The sequence below is a fragment of the Ruegeria sp. BHSA123 genome, from assembly GCF_059613425.1.
The window spans coordinates 1-16302 of record NZ_JBXWSL010000055.1 but is presented as its reverse complement, the minus strand read 5'-3'; the positions used below and the strand labels follow the sequence as shown (position 1 = coordinate 16302).

The following is a 16302-nucleotide window of genomic DNA, read 5'->3' as shown; positions in this document are numbered from 1 at the left end:
CAGTGGCACTTCAGCCCTGCTCGCCGCTTACAGTTGCGGGTGCAGTTGCGGAATTGGGCCAAAGCCCGCACCGCATTCCCTATTGATTCCAGAGCACGCCCCGGAACCGGACATGCCGAGCGGCTTGCCAGACTTCTTCAGCATCCGTCAACGATCAATTGCGCTGGCTGTCAAAAAGTTCAGCGGGCAATGCCCTTTTTCCGGTTGATCCGCTTTGGATACAGGTCGGGGTTTTTCGGGGATGAACCTACCCTTCGAGCAGGTATCTTTCCGACAATGGCAAACTGGCCGCCCCCAATGACCGGGCATCCGGGCCCGCCGCCCCTGCCAGCACCAAGGGCCGTTCAAGCCCGGTCAGGTTCATATGGGATAGTTTGAGCTCAACCCTTTCCACCAGCCGCGCCTTGATATCAGCAGGCATCCAGCCATCAATCTTGACACATTCGAAATCGATCAGGCTGCAAGAAGAGACGATGGCATGGGCGATTCCGTGCGCCGCCTGGTTCAGCCAATTCTCAAGGTGGGTTTCCGGTACGTCCCAATGCAGTGTCGTTTCCCAGATTGAACCGGCTGTTGCGGCATTTCCACCAACCGCACGCTCCAGCACATAAAGACTGGCGACATCTATCAACGGTTTCACTCCGCCCACTTCGTCCGGCACAGGCAATGGGCCAAGCGCACCGGCATTTCCCCGCCCTGAAAAGATGGAGCCGTTCAGAACCACCCCGCCCCCGATGAAGAAGCCGACATAGAAATACAGGAAATCTCGCGGGCCTTCTGCAGGGCCAAACACCAGCTCGGCACCGCAGGCGGCCGTTGCGTCGTTTTGCAGGAAAACCGGCACGTCATAGCTAGCGGCCAACGCGCCTTTCAGGTCCGCGTTACGCCACGGATCCATTTTTTCCTGCGGAACCTGCAATGTCTGCGCCCAGTCCCAGAGGTAGAACGGCATGGCAATCCCAAGGCCCGCGATTCTGCTGCGCGCCTCGGGCGACATTGACGCCATCACTTTGTCGAGGCTTTCTGTGGAAAAGCTCAATGTCGCCTCGGGCGTCGGAAAATCATAGGTCCGCCGCTCGCGGTGCCTGACGTTGCCAAGGAAATCCGTCAGCACCAGTTCGGTACTGCGCCGCCCGACTTTGAGCCCAAAGAAATACGCGCCGTCCGGGTTCAGGCGCATGGGAACCGATGGCTGTCCGACTTTTCCCCGGATCGGTTCGCCCCGCAACAGCAACCCATCGTTCTCCAACTGGCGCATGATGACCGAGACCGTCTGCGCCGACAGGCCGGTCATGCGCGCGATTTCAGATTTTGCAAGGGCTTGATGGCGCCGAACCAGTGACAGGACAAGCCGTTCATTTCGGGCCCGCATTCCACTTTGGTTGGTGCCGCGCATGTCTGGCTCGCGTACGCCAGTGGTATTGCCCTGAGAGTTCATTGCAGACACGGCCATCCCCTTCATGACGACAATGTAAAAACCCTTCCATTCTGTCAATAATAAATAAGAGTGATTTATTTATTGACTCGAAATTCGAATCTTGTGATGGTTTTTATGTGAGATCGGGCCGGTTTTTGCCCGATCAAACGTATGCCCGGACGGGCATTGGGAAAACTGGGAGGACTACCGATGAAACTTGCGAAACTTGCAGGCGCCACGGCGCTGGCGGTTACGGCCATGGCAAGCAGTGCAATGGCCGAAGGTGAAACCGTTTGCCTGATCACCAAGACGGATACCAACCCTTTCTTTGTTAAAATGAGAGAGGGTGCCACAGCCAAAGCCGAAGAGCTTGGCATGAAGCTGAAAGCCTTTGCCGGCAAAGTCGACGGAGACCACGAAACTCAGGTTCAGGCCATTGAAACCTGCATTCTGGATGGCGCAAAGGGTATCCTGCTGACCGCGTCGGATACGTCGTCTATCGTTCCAGCGGTGCAGCAGGCCCGCGATGCCGGGCTGCTGGTGATTGCGCTGGACACCCCACTTGAGCCTATCGACTCGGCCGACGCGACCTTTGCCACGGACAATTTCCTTGCGGGGCTTCTGATCGGACAATGGGCAAAGGCCACGTTGGGTGATGCGGCGAATGACGCCAAAATCGCCACGTTGGACCTTGCGGTCAGCCAGCCCACTGTGGATGTGCTTCGCAATCAAGGGTTCCTGCAGGGGTTCGGTGTTGATCTGGCCGATCCGAACGTGATTGGCGATGAAAACGACCCGCGTCTTGTTGGTAGCGATGTCACCGCTGGCAACGAAGAAGGCGGTCGTCGCGCCATGGAGAACCTGCTGGCCAAAGACCCGACGATCAACGTGGTGCACACCATCAACGAACCGGCGGCAGCGGGCGCTTATGAAGCGCTTAAGGCTATCGGGCGCGAAAATGACGTGTTGATCGTTTCCGTCGATGGCGGCTGCCCTGGCGTGCAGAACGTGGCGGACGGCGTCATCGGTGCAACATCACAGCAATACCCGCTGCTGATGGCATCGCTGGGCGTTGAGGCCGTCAAGAAATGGGCGGACGAAGGCGTGAAGCCCGAGAACACACCCGGTAAGGACTTTTTTGACACCGGTGTGGCGCTTGTGACGGATAAGGCCGCCGACGGCGTCGAGTCCATCTCGGTTCAGGAAGGCATGGACCTCTGCTGGGGTTAAGCTGAATGTTTGGAAGGTCGCTGCGCGGCCTTCCACTTATCAAAACCACCCACACGCCTGAAACCTTGCTAAAGTCGTCATAAACCTGACGCTTTGGGGGAAGTTCTATGTCCGATTCTTCACGACAAGCTGACGATTTCGAAACCGCCGCAAAAGGCAGCCCGGAGCAAGTCGCCGAGTTTGACGATCACCAACGCGGATTTGTCGGGACGGTTCAGCATTTTCTGCATGTGAACCCGTCGCTGGTCCCGCTGATTGTCCTTGTCGCTGCCATCGTCATCTTTGGTGTCTTATTAGGCCCCAAGTTCTTTTCGCCCTTTGCGCTGACATTGATCCTTCAGCAGGTTCAGATCGTCGGGATTGTGGCCGCGGCACAAAGCCTTGTGATCCTGACCGCAGGCATCGACCTGAGTGTTGGGGCCATCATGGTGATGTCGTCGGTTGTGATGGGGCAGTTTACCTTCCGCTATGGAATGCCACCTTCGGTTGCGATTGTGTGCGGCCTTGCTGTTGGCTCGGCAATCGGGGCCTTGAACGGGTTTCTGGTCAGTCGCATCAAGCTGCCACCTTTCATCGTCACCCTTGGCATGTGGCAGATCGTTCTTGCGGCGAATTTTCTTTATTCACAAAACGAAACGATCCGGTCGCAGGAGATCGAGGAACACGCCGCCATCCTGCAACTGTTTGGTGCCAAGTTTAACGTGGGCGGGGCGGTGTTTACCGTCGGGGTGGTCTTCATGCTGGCGCTGATCCTCGTCCTTGCATACGCGCTGCGGCACACGGCCTGGGGCAGGCATGTCTATGCCGTCGGGGATGACCCCGAAGCGGCAGAGCTGTCCGGTGTCAACGTACACCGCACGCTGATATCCGTGTACATGCTGTCCGGCCTGATCTGCGCCTTTGCGGGCTGGGCCCTGATTGGTCGGATCGGGTCGGTTTCGCCAACCTCGGGGCAGCTGGCCAACATTGAAAGCATCACGGCGGTCGTGATTGGGGGGATATCTCTGTTTGGCGGTCGGGGGTCTATTCTGGGGTCCCTGTTCGGTGCCCTGATCGTGGGCGTCTTTACGCTTGGGCTGCGGTTGTTGGGCGCGGATGCACAATGGACGTTCCTGCTGATCGGCATCCTTATCATCGCAGCGGTCGCGGTCGACCAGTGGATCAGAAAGGTGGCAGCCTGATGGAACCCATTCTCAAAGGACGGAACCTTGTGAAACGCTATGGCAAGGTGACTGCGCTGGATCACTGCGACTTCGATCTGATGCCGGGTGAGATTCTGGCGGTGATCGGCGACAATGGCGCGGGCAAGTCGACGCTGATCAAGGCTGTGTCGGGCGCGGTGGCGCCGGACGAAGGCGAGGTCTGGCTGGAAGGTCAAAAGGTGAATTTCCATTCCCCGATCGACGCGCGTGAAGCCGGTATTGAAACCGTGTACCAGACGCTTGCCATGTCCCCTGCCCTGTCGATTGCGGACAATATGTTCATGGGGCGGGAAATTCGGCGCAAAGGACCGCTCGGGTCGTGGCTTCGCATGCTTGACCGTCCGGCGATGGAAAAATTCGCCCGCGAAAAGCTGAGCGAACTGGGTCTGATGACGATCCAGAACATCAATCAGGCGGTCGAAACCCTGTCGGGTGGACAACGTCAGGGGGTCGCCGTGGCACGCGCGGCGGCGTTCGGGTCCAAGGTCATTATTCTGGACGAACCGACAGCAGCACTGGGCGTCAAAGAAAGCCGCAGGGTCCTTGAACTGATCCAGGATGTGAAATCGCGTGGCATCCCAATCATCCTGATCAGCCACAACATGCCTCATGTTTTTGAAGTCGCAGACCGAATTCACGTGCACCGGCTGGGGAAACGCCTGTGTGTGATTGACCCCAAAGACTATTCGATGTCCGACGCCGTGGCGTTTATGACCGGGGCTAAGGAAGCACCGCCCGAGGATCAGGCCGCATGACCGGTGGCGGCACCGCCCCTGACGTTCTGGCCGACCGTATCGTCGACGCCGTTGAGGCGCTGCCGCCGGCCCGACACCGGCAACTTGTCGCGATTGCCGGGCCTCCCGGATCCGGAAAAAGCACTGTTGCCAGCCTTGCCACGGCCGAACTGAACCGGCGCGGGGTGTCAGCCGGGCTTGTGCCAATGGACGGTTTTCACTTTGACAACGCGATCCTGAAGGAACGCGGGCTTTTCCCCCGCAAGGGCGCGCCGGAAACCTTCGATCTTGCCGGGTTTCATGCCTTGCTTGTGCGTTTGCGCACCGAAGATGAAGTTGCAATTCCGGGCTTCGACCGAAAGCTTGATCTGGCAATCGCTGCCCGATCAATGATCTCTCCTAATCAGCGGGTCGTTCTGGTTGAAGGCAATTACCTTTTGCTGGATGAACCGTGCTGGTCAGGCCTTCATCCCCTATGGGCGCTCAAGGTGTTTCTGGGCGTCGATCTGGCAACACTGGAATCCCGGCTCACCGACCGTTGGGTTGGGTTTGGGCTGGACAAACAGGCCGCAAGAGAGCGGGCGCTTTCAAACGACATTCCGAATGCCGAGCGGGTGATCCGGAACTCGGTACAAGGCGACCTGAACCTGTGACGGATGAGGGCGGGTCTGGCAGCGCGCCCGCGTCACCTGTCTAGTAGGTGGGCGGCACAAGACCGGCCTGAAACCATGTCACAAAAGATACGATAGAAAACACGGGCAGCCCTGTGGCGCGCTGAATATCGGGCGCGTAGGGGCACATATTCGTGCATTCCAGCACGATCGCGCCAAGATCGGGGTGTTCCGATGTCAGGGCCATGGCGGCTTCGACATTGTCCTTGCGGGCCAATTCCACATCAAGACCAAGCTCATTTCCAAGGATTGCGCGGGTGAACTCCGCCCCGCCTTCGGTTGTGCCGATGGGTGTGTCCAATGGAACATTGGCGGCCAGCAAGTGATCTTGGGTCAGAGTAGAGGCTGATATGGTCAGAACCCCGGCGCGTTTTCCCGCTGGCAGGATGCGGTTGACCATTTCAACCTGCATCAGGGACGATGTGGCCACCGGAACAGGCACAGCCTGGGCCAGTTCTTTTTGGAACAGGGACAGAAACCCGCAATTGGTGGTAATCCCGTCGACACCATCTTTGACAAGCTCCTGCGCCGCGTTGATGAACACGTCGAGCATGCCTTCGGCTTTGCGCCGGACCACCCGATCCGGCGAGGCATCGCGAACAATGCGGTAGTGAACCGGAAAGGGCCAGGTCTGCGCGTTGCCCATATCGCCGGGAATGCGGGGAAACCGGGCATCCAGCATCAAAATGCCGACAGACGCGCCGTAGATGGATTTTCCGCCCTGCGCGATCATCCCTCAACCTCCTCAATAATACGGGCCGAGATATCGTCCGACCCATCCATGTAGATGTTCGAAATCCCGTGACGCACGGCATCCTGCACCTGATCCATACGCTTGGAGATATGTGCACCCAGAACCCGAGCGGCCTCATCCGCGTTCCGGTCCATCAAAGCCTGCATGACGCGTTTGTGTTCGTCCTTTGAGCGTTGCACCCTGTCGAGGCTCATGGATATCCAGCGGATATAGCGAATACGGTCGTTGATCCGCGTCAGGGTTTGCAACAGTTCCATGTTTCCAGACAGCTTCGCGATACCCAGATGAAACGCCTCATCCCGGTTGACGGCTTCTTCAACAGTCAGACCGGTGATGTCGATGCCCGTTGCGTAAAGCTCATCCCGCAGCAACTGCAGGTCTTCGTCCGATGCCTTGGCACAGGCCGCGCGCGCCGCCGCTGTTTCGATGATCTGGCGCAGTTCGAACAGGTCGAACACGCTTTGCGCATCCAGCGGGCGGCAGAAAAAGCCTTGTCCGGGGCGGAAGTCGAAAAGCCGTTCGGCGACCAGACGGTTCAACGCCTCGCGCAGCGGGGTGCGGCTGACGCCCAGATCCCTGGACAACGCCACTTCGTTCAGGCGGTCGCCGGGGCGCAGGCGAAACGAAACCGCCATCGCCTTGACCTGATCATAGATATCATCGACGCGCGGACCAGCCATTACCCCTGCCCTTCTTTGTTTGAATCACAGGTGCCACACGTTGAGCTTGAAATCAATATACAAAACTGTATACAGATCTGAGTACAGATTTGACACAAGGGACTCGCGACCATGACAGGGACAAATTTTCTGACCGGAGCCGAAGCCATGGTGCGTATGCTCGAAGCGCATGGTGTGACGCATATGTTTGGCCTGTGCGGCGATACCACTTTACCCTTTTATGATGCCCTTGCCCGGATGGATCACGGCATTCAGCACATCCTGACACGGGACGAGAGGCACGCGGCCTATATGGCGGATGGCTATGCCCGCGTCACCGGCAAGCCCGGCGTGTGCGAGGGCCCGTCCGGCGGTGGTGCGACCTATATCTTGCCCGGAGTGGTCGAGGCCAACGAAAGCTCGGTTCCGATTCTGGCGATCACGTCGGATGTGGCAACAACCAGCCGCGGCAAATACCCTTTGACCGAACTGGATCAGCCTGCGCTGTTCCGGCCTCTGGCCAAATGGAACACATCCCTCGACGACGCCGCGCGGCTTCCGGCCATGGTTCGGGCCGCCTTCAGGGCGATGACGACCGGCACGCCCGGTGCGACGCATCTGGCGCTGCCGTTTGACACGCAGAAGGCGCAGGTCGATGAGGCTGAAATCTGGGCGGATGACAGGCACCGCAGCTATCCCGCTGAACGGGCCGCACCTGACCCGGACACCATCGAAGCAGCGGCTGCCATTCTTGCAGGGGCCAAATCCGCGGTTGCGGTCTGTGGTGGCGGGCCGGTTTTGTCCCGGGCGACCGATGCGCTGCGCCGGGTTGCAGGCCTGCTGGACATGCCCGTGGCCACAACCGTGTCGGGTCAGGGGTCCATTGCCGAGACCGACCCGCTGGCCCTGGGCGTTGTCGGGTCGAACGGGGGCATCCCGGCAACCCGCGCCGTCGTGGATCAGGCCGATGTCGTTTTGTTCATTGGCTGCCGCGCCGGTTCGGTCACAACGGAACGGTGGCGAAGCCCCGGGCGCAGCACCACGATCATCCATATCGACAGCGATCCGATGGTGATCGGCGCCAATTACCAGACCGAAGTGGCGATCTGCGCCGATGCCCGACTGGCGCTGGAGGCTTTGGCGCAAGCACTGGAAGACCGGCAGGGCCTGACCAGCCAAGGCGGAACAGCCAAGGCCCGCGCCGCATGGGAGGCCAAGATGGCCGCGTTCGCCCCCCTGGCCGCAAGTCGCGAGACACCGATCCGGCCCGAGGCCGTCATGGCGTCCCTGATGGACATTCTGGATGACGACGCGATTGTCGTCGCCGACCCCGGCACCCCCTGCCCCTATTTCAGCGCATATTACCGCTGGCGGAAACCGGGGCGCCATTTCATCACCAACCGGGCACATGGGGCGCTGGGGTATTCGCTGGGCGCGGCCATGGGGGCACATGTCGGGCGGCCATCGGTTAAAACCCTGTCGGTCATGGGCGATGGCTCGTTCGGGTTCACCTGCGGCGAGTTCGAAACGATGGTCCGGCACAATATGCCAATCACTTCGATCGTCTTCTCGAACTCAGTCTTCGGATGGATCAAGGCTGGCCAGAAAGCGGGATTTGGTCAGCGCTATTACAATGTTGATTTCAACCGGACAGACCACGCCGCTGTTGCGGCGGCCTTTGGCGTCAAATCCTGGACCGTCAAAGACCCCGAGGATCTGACGCGCGTGCTGAAACAGGCAATTGAGCATGACGGCCCAACACTTGTCGACATTCACTCACAGCCGCTTCACGAAGCGGCCGCACCGGTCTCGGAATGGGTCGCGTAAGAGGCAATTGACGGGGTCAACTGGGCCAGAAATTCCTGGGCAATCGTGGACAAAGGGCGGCCCTTGGCCGTGATGATCGCGAGATCCAGCATGACTGGCGGCGCAAATGGGCGGGTCTGATACCCGCTCTCGTCGTCAAAGGTCACAGTAAAGGGGTCGATCATCGCGACCCCCATACCCTGTTTTACAAAGCTCAGCAGGTTTTCGGACAGATGGGTGTGTATCTGGGTACGCCATGTGTGGCCGGATGCCTGAAAGATGTCGCGAGTCCGGCGATGGGTCTGGTGTTCCGGCCCCATCACGATGAAGGGTTCGTTTTCCAAAATCTCTGGCGTCAGTACGTCGTGCTCGGCCAAGGGACTGCCCTCAGGAAAAGTCGCGAGCGTTTCAAACTGAAACTCCTGATAGTTCAGTGTGTCATGCAGAATGGGCATCTCGACGATACCGATTTCAAACAGGCCCGAGATGACCCATTCCTGAATCTTGGACGAATATTGCGACTGAAAGCTGACAGACAGGTTCGGACGCGTTTTGGCAAAACACGCGATCTCGCGGGGCATGAAGCCAAAGGACAACAGGTGAGGCGCGGCAACCTGCAATTGACCGGGATGTTTGTTCTGCAAATCGGTTACGGCCTGCGCCACGTGGTCCAGCCCTCGCACGACCGTGTCGACCTCGCGAAATAGCATCTCAGCCTCAGGGGTTGGCAGCAATCGGCCTTTGGTCCGTTCGAACAGAGGCAGACGAGCCTCGCGCTCGAGCTGTGCCAGAAGGTTGCTGATGCCGGGTTGCGATATCCCAAGAACCGAGGCCGCGCCGGTCACGGTTCCGGTTTCCATGATGGCATGAAAGGCCTGAAGCTGGCGAAAGCGTAGGGACAACGATTGCTACATCACTTTTTCTGATGAACTTACGAAAATATAGTATTTGAAATGATAGCCCGGTCAAGGCAGGCTTTCCCCATCGACAGGGGGCGAAATGAGCAATCTGGCACAGAAAATCATCGGCTATGACCTGTGGCACCTTGAACTGCCGGTCACATCCCGCCGGGATCACGGCATCGGATCGGTTGAAGGCGTTTGCGAAGTCGTCATCCTGCGCCTGACATCCGAGGATGGCACGCAGGGGTATGGCGAGGCGTCGCCCTGGTCTGTTTTCACCGGAACACCCGAAGCGAGTTTTGCGGCACTGGACCGTTATCTGCGCCCTCACGTTCTTGGGGCATGCGTTGGGGATCGGGCCGCCATCATGGCGCGTGCGGCTTATGCCGTGGCACATTGCACCGAAGCCAAGGCGGCGCTGGAAACCGCACTGCTGGATCTGGCAGGCCGGATCAGCGGTGTTCCAGTCTGGTCTTTGCTGGGTGGTCGCTTCCGCGACAGCATTCCGCTGAGTTGTTCCATCGCAAATCCCGACTTTGCCCAGGACGTCGATCTGTTGGCGCGCCTGCGTGAGGACGGTGTTCGGATTGTCAAACTCAAGACCGGGTTCAAGGATCACGCCTTTGACATCATGCGGCTGGAGTATCTTGCCCAGAACTACCCGGAGTTCTCGGTCCGCGTGGACTATAATCAAGGGCTCAGCATTGATGATGCGCCATCGCAGGTGCGGGACGTCGCTCAGTTCAAACCGGACTTCATTGAACAACCTGTCCGCGCCCATCAGTATGGCATGATGGCAAAGCTGCGGCAGATGACGGATGTTCCCCTTCTGGCCGACGAAAGCGTCTTTGGCCCCGAAGATATGGAGCGCGCAGCTCGCGAAGGGATCTGCGACGGAGTTTCAGTGAAGATCATGAAGTCAGGCGGCCTGACACGCGGGCAGACAGTTGCACGCATTGCTGCGGCCCATGGCCTGACGGCCTATGGTGGTGACATGTTCGAGGCTGGACTGGCCCACTTGGCGGGCACGCACATGATTGCCACGACACCGGAAATCTCTCTGGGCTGCGAATTCTATCAGGCGTCCTATTTCCTGAAAGAGGACATTCTGGAGCAGCCATTTCAGGTAAAGGACGGTCAGGTATGCGTGCCTCAGGACCCCGGACTTGGCGGCAGACCTGACCTGACCAAACTGAATCATTATGCGGTTGCCAAGGCGGTGACAGAATGACGGACAAGAAAACCATAGCCATCATAGGGGCCGGAATTGTCGGCGTGTCGACTGCGGTCTGGTTGCAGCGGGATGGTCACGACGTGATCCTGATCGACAAGGCAGGACCTGCCGAAGGTACCTCGCACGGCAATGGCGGGGTTTTGGCCTCGTGTTCGATCGTTCCGGTCACCGTTCCCGGATTGCTGGGCAAAGCGCCGAAGATGCTGCTCAGCCCCTCGCAACCCTTGTTCCTGAAATGGGGGTATTTGCCAAAGCTTCTTCCGTGGCTCTGGCAATACCTCCGTCACGCCAACGCCGCCGACGTCGAGAGGATCGCCGCAGCACTGTCGTCCATCGTTGGCGACAGTCTGAATGACCACAAGGCGCTGGCGGCCGGAACGGGGGCGGAAAAGTGGCTGGTTCCGTCAGATTACCTGTTTCTTTACAGGGATCGCGCGCATTTTGAGGAAGATGCATTTGGTTGGGATATCCGGCGCAGGAACGGGTTTCAGTGGGACGAATTGGAAGGTCACGCTTTCCATGAATATGACCCGGTTTACAGTCAGGGCATCGGGTTTGCCGCCCGGCTTTCGAATCATGGCCACATCACCGACCCCGGCCGGTACGTGAAAGACCTTGCCGCGCATGTTGAGGCGAATGGAGGTCGTATCATACGTGCAAACGTCGAAGACGTAGTTCGGAAAAACGGGCATGTCACAGGGGTTCGGGCCGGTGGCGAGACCATTGCTTGTGACGCAGCCGTCGTCACGGCCGGGATCTGGTCGGGTCCATTGGCAAAGCGCTTGGGAGTTTCTGTTCCTCTTGAAAGCGAACGTGGTTATCATCTTGAATTGGTAAAGCCTTCCGCGATGCCGCGCAGCCCGGTTATGGTTGTCTCGGGCAAGTTCGTTGCGACACCGATGGATGGGCGCATACGCTTGGCGGGCATTGTCGAGTTCGGAGGGCTGGATGCGCCGCCCTCGCGCGCGCCGTTCGAGTTGATGCGCAAAAATGCCCGGGCGGCGTTCCCGGGCGTGACATGGAAGGAGGAAGTGGAATGGATGGGGCACAGGCCCGCCCCGGCTGACTCGATCCCGGTTATTGGCGAAGTGCCCGGTATCAAAGGGGCCTATATGGGCTTCGGGCATCACCATATCGGCCTGACAGGCGGGCCGAAAACCGGGCGCCTTCTGGCGCAGATGATTGCAGGCAGAACGCCAAATGTCGACATGAGCGTCTACGCGCCGTCACGATACGCGAAGTAACAAACAAACCGGTGAGAAACGCCGGTGTTTCCAAATTCAACAGGGAGAAGAATGATGAAGAAATTGACGAACCTTCTGGCGGCAACTGCGCTGACCGCCACCGCCGCGGCACCCGCCATGGCCGAAAAATGGGACATGCCGATGGCCTATGCGGCCTCAAACTTCCACTCGGCCACGGGCGCGGAATTTGCCAAATGCGTCACCACCGGCACCGGCGGTGAGATTGAAATCGTCACGCACCCATCCGGCTCGCTGTTCAAGGGCGGCGACATCAAACGCGCAATCCAGACAGGGCAGGCCCCGATTGGTGAGCGGTTGTTGTCCGGGCATCAGAACGAAAACGCATTGTTCGGGTTTGATTCCATCCCGTTTCTTGCGACCTCATTCGACGACAGCGCAAAGCTTTGGGAAGCGGCCAAACCTTCGATCGAAAACCTGCTGGCCGAGCAAAACCTGACGCTGCTTTATGCGGTACCGTGGCCTCCGCAAGGTCTGTATTTCAAAAATGAGGTAAACTCGGTCGCCGAGATGAAGGGCATCAAGTTCCGCTCGTACAACAACGCCACTTCACGGCTGGCCGAGTTGACCGGGATGCTGCCGGTTACCATCGAAGCGGCTGAAATCAGTCAGGCTTTTGCAACGGGCGTGGCGGATTCGATGATATCGTCGGGTTCGACCGGGTATGACCGCAAGGTTTGGGAAAGCCTGAACTATTTCTACGAGGTCGACGCCTGGCTGCCGCGCAACTACGTGATGGTCAATTCCGACGTCTGGTCTGGTGTATCCGATGCCAACAAGAACGTCATCAAAGGCTGTGCTGAGCTGGCGGAATATGCCGGGAACTGGCGTGCCAAGGAATACACCGGCTTTACCTTGCAAGGCCTGCGGGATGGCGGCATGACCGTTGGCCCGGCATCGGATCAGATGGTGAAGGAATTGAAAGAAATCGGTGTGACCATGACCAATGAATGGCTAGAGGCCGCCGGGGACCAAGGCAAGGCCATCGTCGACGCGTTCCACGCGTCTCAGTGATCCTTACCGGACGGGCGGCGGCATATCCTGCCGCCCGTTTCAAATCCAATCAGAACACAGCGGGGACGGCATGGCAGTTTTGCGAGGGCTTCGGTCCGTATTGGATTTCATTTATCTGGCAGCAGGGGTTCTGGCGGCGATCAGCCTGATTGCCATATTGCTGCTGATCGTGGTGCAGATGCTGGCCCGCTGGACCGGCGAAGTGTTTCCCGGCGCACCGGACTATGCCGGTTATGCGATGGCTGCCGCCTCTTTTCTGGCGTTTGCCAACGCGCTGAACCGGGGCAGCCACATCCGTGTATCGATCCTGCTGAACGCAGTGCCGGACGGGGTTCGGCGCATTCTTGAAGTCTGGTGCTTTGGAATCGCTACCGCCGTCATGTGGTATTTCTGCTGGTATGCCTATCGCTTTGTCTACTGGAGCTGGAAGTTCAACGATGTCAGTCAAGGACAGGATAGAACCGCCCTTTGGATCCCTCAATCCGCGATGCTGATCGGTGCCGTGATCCTTGCCATCGCCCTGACGGATCACCTGATCCACGTCCTGTTCCGCGGTGAACATCGCATCGTCCGCGATCTGGCCGATCAGAGCCACGGAGAGTAAACGCATGGAAAACCTGGCTGTTATCATCCTCTTCCTCTTTGTGCTTTTTACCTTGTTGGGCACCGGTGTGTGGGTCGGACTGGCCCTGATGGGTGTCGCCTGGGTCGGGATGGAGCTGTTCACGACACGCCCCGTGGGCGATGTCATGATAACGACCATCTGGTCGGCATCGTCCTCGTGGACCCTGACCGCCCTGCCGATGTTCATCTGGATGGGCGAGATCCTGTACCGAACGCGATTGTCCGAGGACATGTTCAAGGGGTTGTCGCCCTGGATGGCCCCCCTGCCCGGTGGTCTGGTGCATACGAATATCGTTGGATGTACTGTCTTTGCCGCTGTCTCGGGGTCGTCGGCGGCAACCCTGACGACCGTCGGAAAAATGTCGATCCCCGAGTTGCGCAAGCGCAATTACCCCGAGCGGATGATCATCGGAACATTGACCGGTGCCGCAACATTGGGGCTTATGATCCCACCCTCTCTGACTCTGATCGTATACGGGGTGACGATCAATGAATCGATCACCAAGCTGTTCTTCGCCGGTATCCTCCCCGGCCTTGTTCTTGCGGCGATGTTCATGGGATATGTCGCGCTGTATTCCAAGCTGGGTAAGGACTGGAACCCAAACGACGAAAGCAAGCTGAGCTTTTCTGAGAAAGTCAAAAACTCACGCTTTCTGCTGCCTGTGATCCTGCTGATCACCGTTGTCATCGGATCGATGTATCTGGGCTATGCTACCGCGACCGAAGCCGCCGCTTTCGGCGTGATTGGCGGGCTTTTGCTGGCCGCCGGTCAAGGGTCGCTGACCTGGAAGACCTTTACCGAAAGCCTGATGGGGGCCACGCGCACCAGTGCGATGATCGCCCTGATCCTTGCGGGGGCGGCCTTTTTGTCGCTGTCGATGGGGTTCACCGGCCTGCCGCGCGGACTGGCCGACCTGATCGCCGGATGGGACCTGACACGGTTCGAGCTGCTGATGGTATTGCTGGTATTCTACATCATTCTGGGATGCTTTCTGGACGGGATATCCTCGGTCGTGTTGACGATGGCCGTGGTTGAACCGATGATCCGTGACGCCGGGATCGACCTGATCTGGTTCGGCATCTTCATCGTGGTTGTTGTCGAGATGGCACAGATCACACCACCGATCGGATTCAACCTGTTCGTGATGCAGGGCATGACAAACCACGAGATGAGCTATATCGCGCGTGCAGCGATCCCGATGTTCCTGATCATGGTATTGATGGTTTTCATCCTCATCTGGTTCCCGGATCTGGCGACCTGGCTGCCGGAAAATCTGCGCCAAGGCCCGGGTGGGTAGAACAGCCTTGAACCCGTTACATCTGGCGGCGCGTCATGGCCCTCATGTACTGATCGCCGGGCTGGCGGCTGGCCTTCTGCTGCCGTCCCTGGCCGAGCCGATGCGAAACCTGCTGCCGCCACTGGTCGTGTTGTTGCTGTTCGTCACAGTCCTCAGGATGAACCCTGAAACCATTCTCGGGTCGCTGAGCGATCTGCAAAAGGTCGCATTCACGGTCATCGGATTTCAATTCCTGATGCCGCTGATCATGCTGGCCATCGGGTTCGCGGGCGGATGGACTGGAACGCCTGTCCTTTTGTCCCTGCTGATCATGGCGGCGGCCCCGTCCATTTCAGGCAGTCCAAATATGTGCCTGATGATGGGTCATCCGCCTGAACACGCGATGCGGCTGATGGTTGTGGGTACGGCGCTGTTGCCGCTGACCGCGTTGCCGGTATTTCTGCTCATGCCTAAACTGGGGGATATTCAATCTGTCGTGCGGGCCGGGTTGCACTTGCTGCTGACCATCGTAACTGCAACCGGTACCGCCATCGTCATACGGCGCACAGTTCTGCGCGCACCTTCACCCGCAACGCTGCTGAACCTCGAAGGGTTGGGAACGCTCACCCTGGCCGTCTTTGTCATCGGGCTGATGCCATCGGTCAGCGCCACGGCCCTGAACAATCCCGCCATTGCAACCTTCTGGATCGCGCTCGCCTGTCTGGCCAATTTCGGGGCACAAGCCGTTGCATTTCACCTGAGCCGAAACCGGCTCCCCGCAGACAAATCTACCGCGATATCGATCATCGCGGGAAACCGGAACATCGCCATTTTCTTTGTTGCCCTGCCACCTGATGTCACCGCCCCGATCATGGCATTCATCGGCGCGTATCAGATCCCGATGTACCTGACGCCCATGATCATGCGACGCCTTTACCGCAAGAACCACCTTCCCGCGTAACGGCTTCTGCGCTTCAGATCACCTAGTGGGTCTTAGGTGCAATCCCGGATCACAAAGTGCTTCGTCGTTTCCTCAATGACTTCCCAATAGCCGCGAAACCCATTCGGGATCAGAAAACTCGCCCCGTCGCGAAAATCCTGACGGTTGCCGTCTTCGTGGATCAAAGCGCAATGGCCTTTGACAATATAGCAATATTCGTCCTTGTCCGTGAACGCATGCCATTTTCCGGGCGTCGAGGTCCATGTGCCCGCAGACAACTTGCCGTCCGGACTGGTAAAATGCACCCCGATCTGGTGATGCGGATCGCCTTCGACAACGCGGTCCGGAAGATCGGCCAGGCGCCGTTCGCTGCTTGTTGCGGGCGCACCGAAGAGATTGAGGACCTGGGGTGTCATGACATCATACCTTCCTGCTGAGCGTGTGTTTCAAAGCAGCACGACCCTCCCCTCTGCGCGTTGAGGGCTCCTTTGGTGATGCGGGGGTCGTTGCCTTCGCTGAGGGCGATTATGGGACGGGTGGCCGGAGCGTTTTGCCGCAACAGCTCGACGGGTGTCA

16 protein-coding genes and 1 riboswitch are annotated in these 16302 nt (G+C 58.7%); of the genes, 11 read left to right on the top strand and 5 right to left on the bottom strand.

Annotation, left to right across the window (positions count from 1 at the left end; translation table 11 throughout):
* A riboswitch (cobalamin riboswitch) is annotated at positions 1-126 on the bottom strand. This riboswitch is flagged as partial in the annotation.
* Between the two features lie 121 nt (positions 127-247).
* The gene (locus AC2FNC_RS17165; RefSeq protein ID WP_496716047.1) at positions 248-1438 is read right to left on the bottom strand and encodes an ROK family transcriptional regulator; all 1191 of its coding nucleotides are present in this window, start codon (positions 1436-1438) and stop codon (positions 248-250) included.
* Between the two features lie 189 nt (positions 1439-1627).
* On the opposite strand from AC2FNC_RS17165, the gene AC2FNC_RS17160 reads away from it, so the two are divergent.
* The 4 genes from AC2FNC_RS17160 to AC2FNC_RS17145 all read left to right on the top strand — a co-directional run bounded on the left by AC2FNC_RS17160 (position 1628) and on the right by AC2FNC_RS17145 (position 5236).
* Complete coding sequence (locus AC2FNC_RS17160) at positions 1628-2647, top strand: sugar ABC transporter substrate-binding protein (protein WP_480477469.1); 1020 nt, start codon at positions 1628-1630, stop codon at positions 2645-2647.
* Between the two features lie 107 nt (positions 2648-2754).
* Positions 2755-3828 carry an ABC transporter permease gene (locus AC2FNC_RS17155; RefSeq protein WP_209508213.1) on the top strand — a complete coding sequence of 358 codons (1074 nt, stop codon included), beginning with the start codon at positions 2755-2757 and terminating at the stop codon, positions 3826-3828.
* The gene (locus tag AC2FNC_RS17150; protein WP_209508215.1) at positions 3828-4604 is read left to right on the top strand and encodes an ATP-binding cassette domain-containing protein; all 777 of its coding nucleotides are present in this window, start codon (positions 3828-3830) and stop codon (positions 4602-4604) included. Before AC2FNC_RS17155 ends, AC2FNC_RS17150 begins: the two co-directional genes overlap by 1 nt.
* Complete coding sequence (locus tag AC2FNC_RS17145) at positions 4601-5236, top strand: nucleoside/nucleotide kinase family protein (protein WP_480521274.1); 636 nt, start codon at positions 4601-4603, stop codon at positions 5234-5236. Before AC2FNC_RS17150 ends, AC2FNC_RS17145 begins: the two co-directional genes overlap by 4 nt.
* A 40-nt stretch (positions 5237-5276) precedes the next feature.
* On the opposite strand, the gene AC2FNC_RS17140 is transcribed toward AC2FNC_RS17145, so the two are convergent.
* Entirely contained in the window at positions 5277-5987 is a 711-nt protein-coding gene (locus AC2FNC_RS17140; RefSeq protein WP_496716045.1) for an aspartate/glutamate racemase family protein, read from the bottom strand.
* A complete protein-coding gene (locus tag AC2FNC_RS17135; protein ID WP_496716044.1) occupies positions 5984-6688 on the bottom strand; it encodes a GntR family transcriptional regulator in 705 nt (234 codons plus the stop codon). The genes AC2FNC_RS17140 and AC2FNC_RS17135 overlap by 4 nt, the downstream gene beginning before the upstream one ends.
* A gap of 111 nt (positions 6689-6799) precedes the next feature.
* On the opposite strand from AC2FNC_RS17135, the gene AC2FNC_RS17130 reads away from it, so the two are divergent.
* A complete protein-coding gene (locus AC2FNC_RS17130) occupies positions 6800-8494 on the top strand; it encodes a thiamine pyrophosphate-binding protein (RefSeq protein WP_496716043.1) in 1695 nt (564 codons plus the stop codon).
* Here AC2FNC_RS17130 and AC2FNC_RS17125 read toward each other — a convergent pair.
* Complete coding sequence (locus AC2FNC_RS17125; RefSeq protein WP_480607493.1) at positions 8455-9375, bottom strand: LysR family transcriptional regulator; 921 nt, start codon at positions 9373-9375, stop codon at positions 8455-8457. The genes AC2FNC_RS17130 and AC2FNC_RS17125 overlap by 40 nt on opposite strands.
* A 97-nt stretch (positions 9376-9472) precedes the next feature.
* Between AC2FNC_RS17125 and AC2FNC_RS17120 the strand changes: the two genes are divergently transcribed.
* The 6 genes from AC2FNC_RS17120 (at position 9473) to AC2FNC_RS17095 (ending at position 15747) form a co-directional block, all read left to right on the top strand.
* On the top strand, positions 9473-10606 hold the full coding sequence (locus AC2FNC_RS17120) for an enolase C-terminal domain-like protein (protein WP_480555962.1): 1134 nt from the start codon (positions 9473-9475) through the stop codon (positions 10604-10606).
* The gene (locus tag AC2FNC_RS17115) at positions 10603-11853 is read left to right on the top strand and encodes an NAD(P)/FAD-dependent oxidoreductase (protein WP_480521262.1); all 1251 of its coding nucleotides are present in this window, start codon (positions 10603-10605) and stop codon (positions 11851-11853) included. The genes AC2FNC_RS17120 and AC2FNC_RS17115 overlap by 4 nt, the downstream gene beginning before the upstream one ends.
* A gap of 54 nt (positions 11854-11907) precedes the next feature.
* Positions 11908-12885 (top strand): TRAP transporter substrate-binding protein, encoded by a 978-nt coding sequence (locus AC2FNC_RS17110; protein ID WP_480555964.1) that lies wholly within the window; start codon positions 11908-11910, stop codon positions 12883-12885.
* A gap of 70 nt (positions 12886-12955) precedes the next feature.
* On the top strand, positions 12956-13489 hold the full coding sequence (locus AC2FNC_RS17105; RefSeq protein ID WP_480477489.1) for a TRAP transporter small permease: 534 nt from the start codon (positions 12956-12958) through the stop codon (positions 13487-13489).
* Positions 13490-13493: 4 nt separating this feature from the next.
* Complete coding sequence (locus tag AC2FNC_RS17100; RefSeq protein WP_480477491.1) at positions 13494-14807, top strand: TRAP transporter large permease; 1314 nt, start codon at positions 13494-13496, stop codon at positions 14805-14807.
* A gap of 7 nt (positions 14808-14814) precedes the next feature.
* The gene (locus tag AC2FNC_RS17095) at positions 14815-15747 is read left to right on the top strand and encodes a hypothetical protein (RefSeq protein WP_496716042.1); all 933 of its coding nucleotides are present in this window, start codon (positions 14815-14817) and stop codon (positions 15745-15747) included.
* Between the two features lie 32 nt (positions 15748-15779).
* Here AC2FNC_RS17095 and AC2FNC_RS17090 read toward each other — a convergent pair whose 3' ends face one another.
* Complete coding sequence (locus tag AC2FNC_RS17090) at positions 15780-16142, bottom strand: cupin domain-containing protein (RefSeq protein ID WP_480477495.1); 363 nt, start codon at positions 16140-16142, stop codon at positions 15780-15782.
* Positions 16143-16302 lie beyond the last annotated feature (160 nt).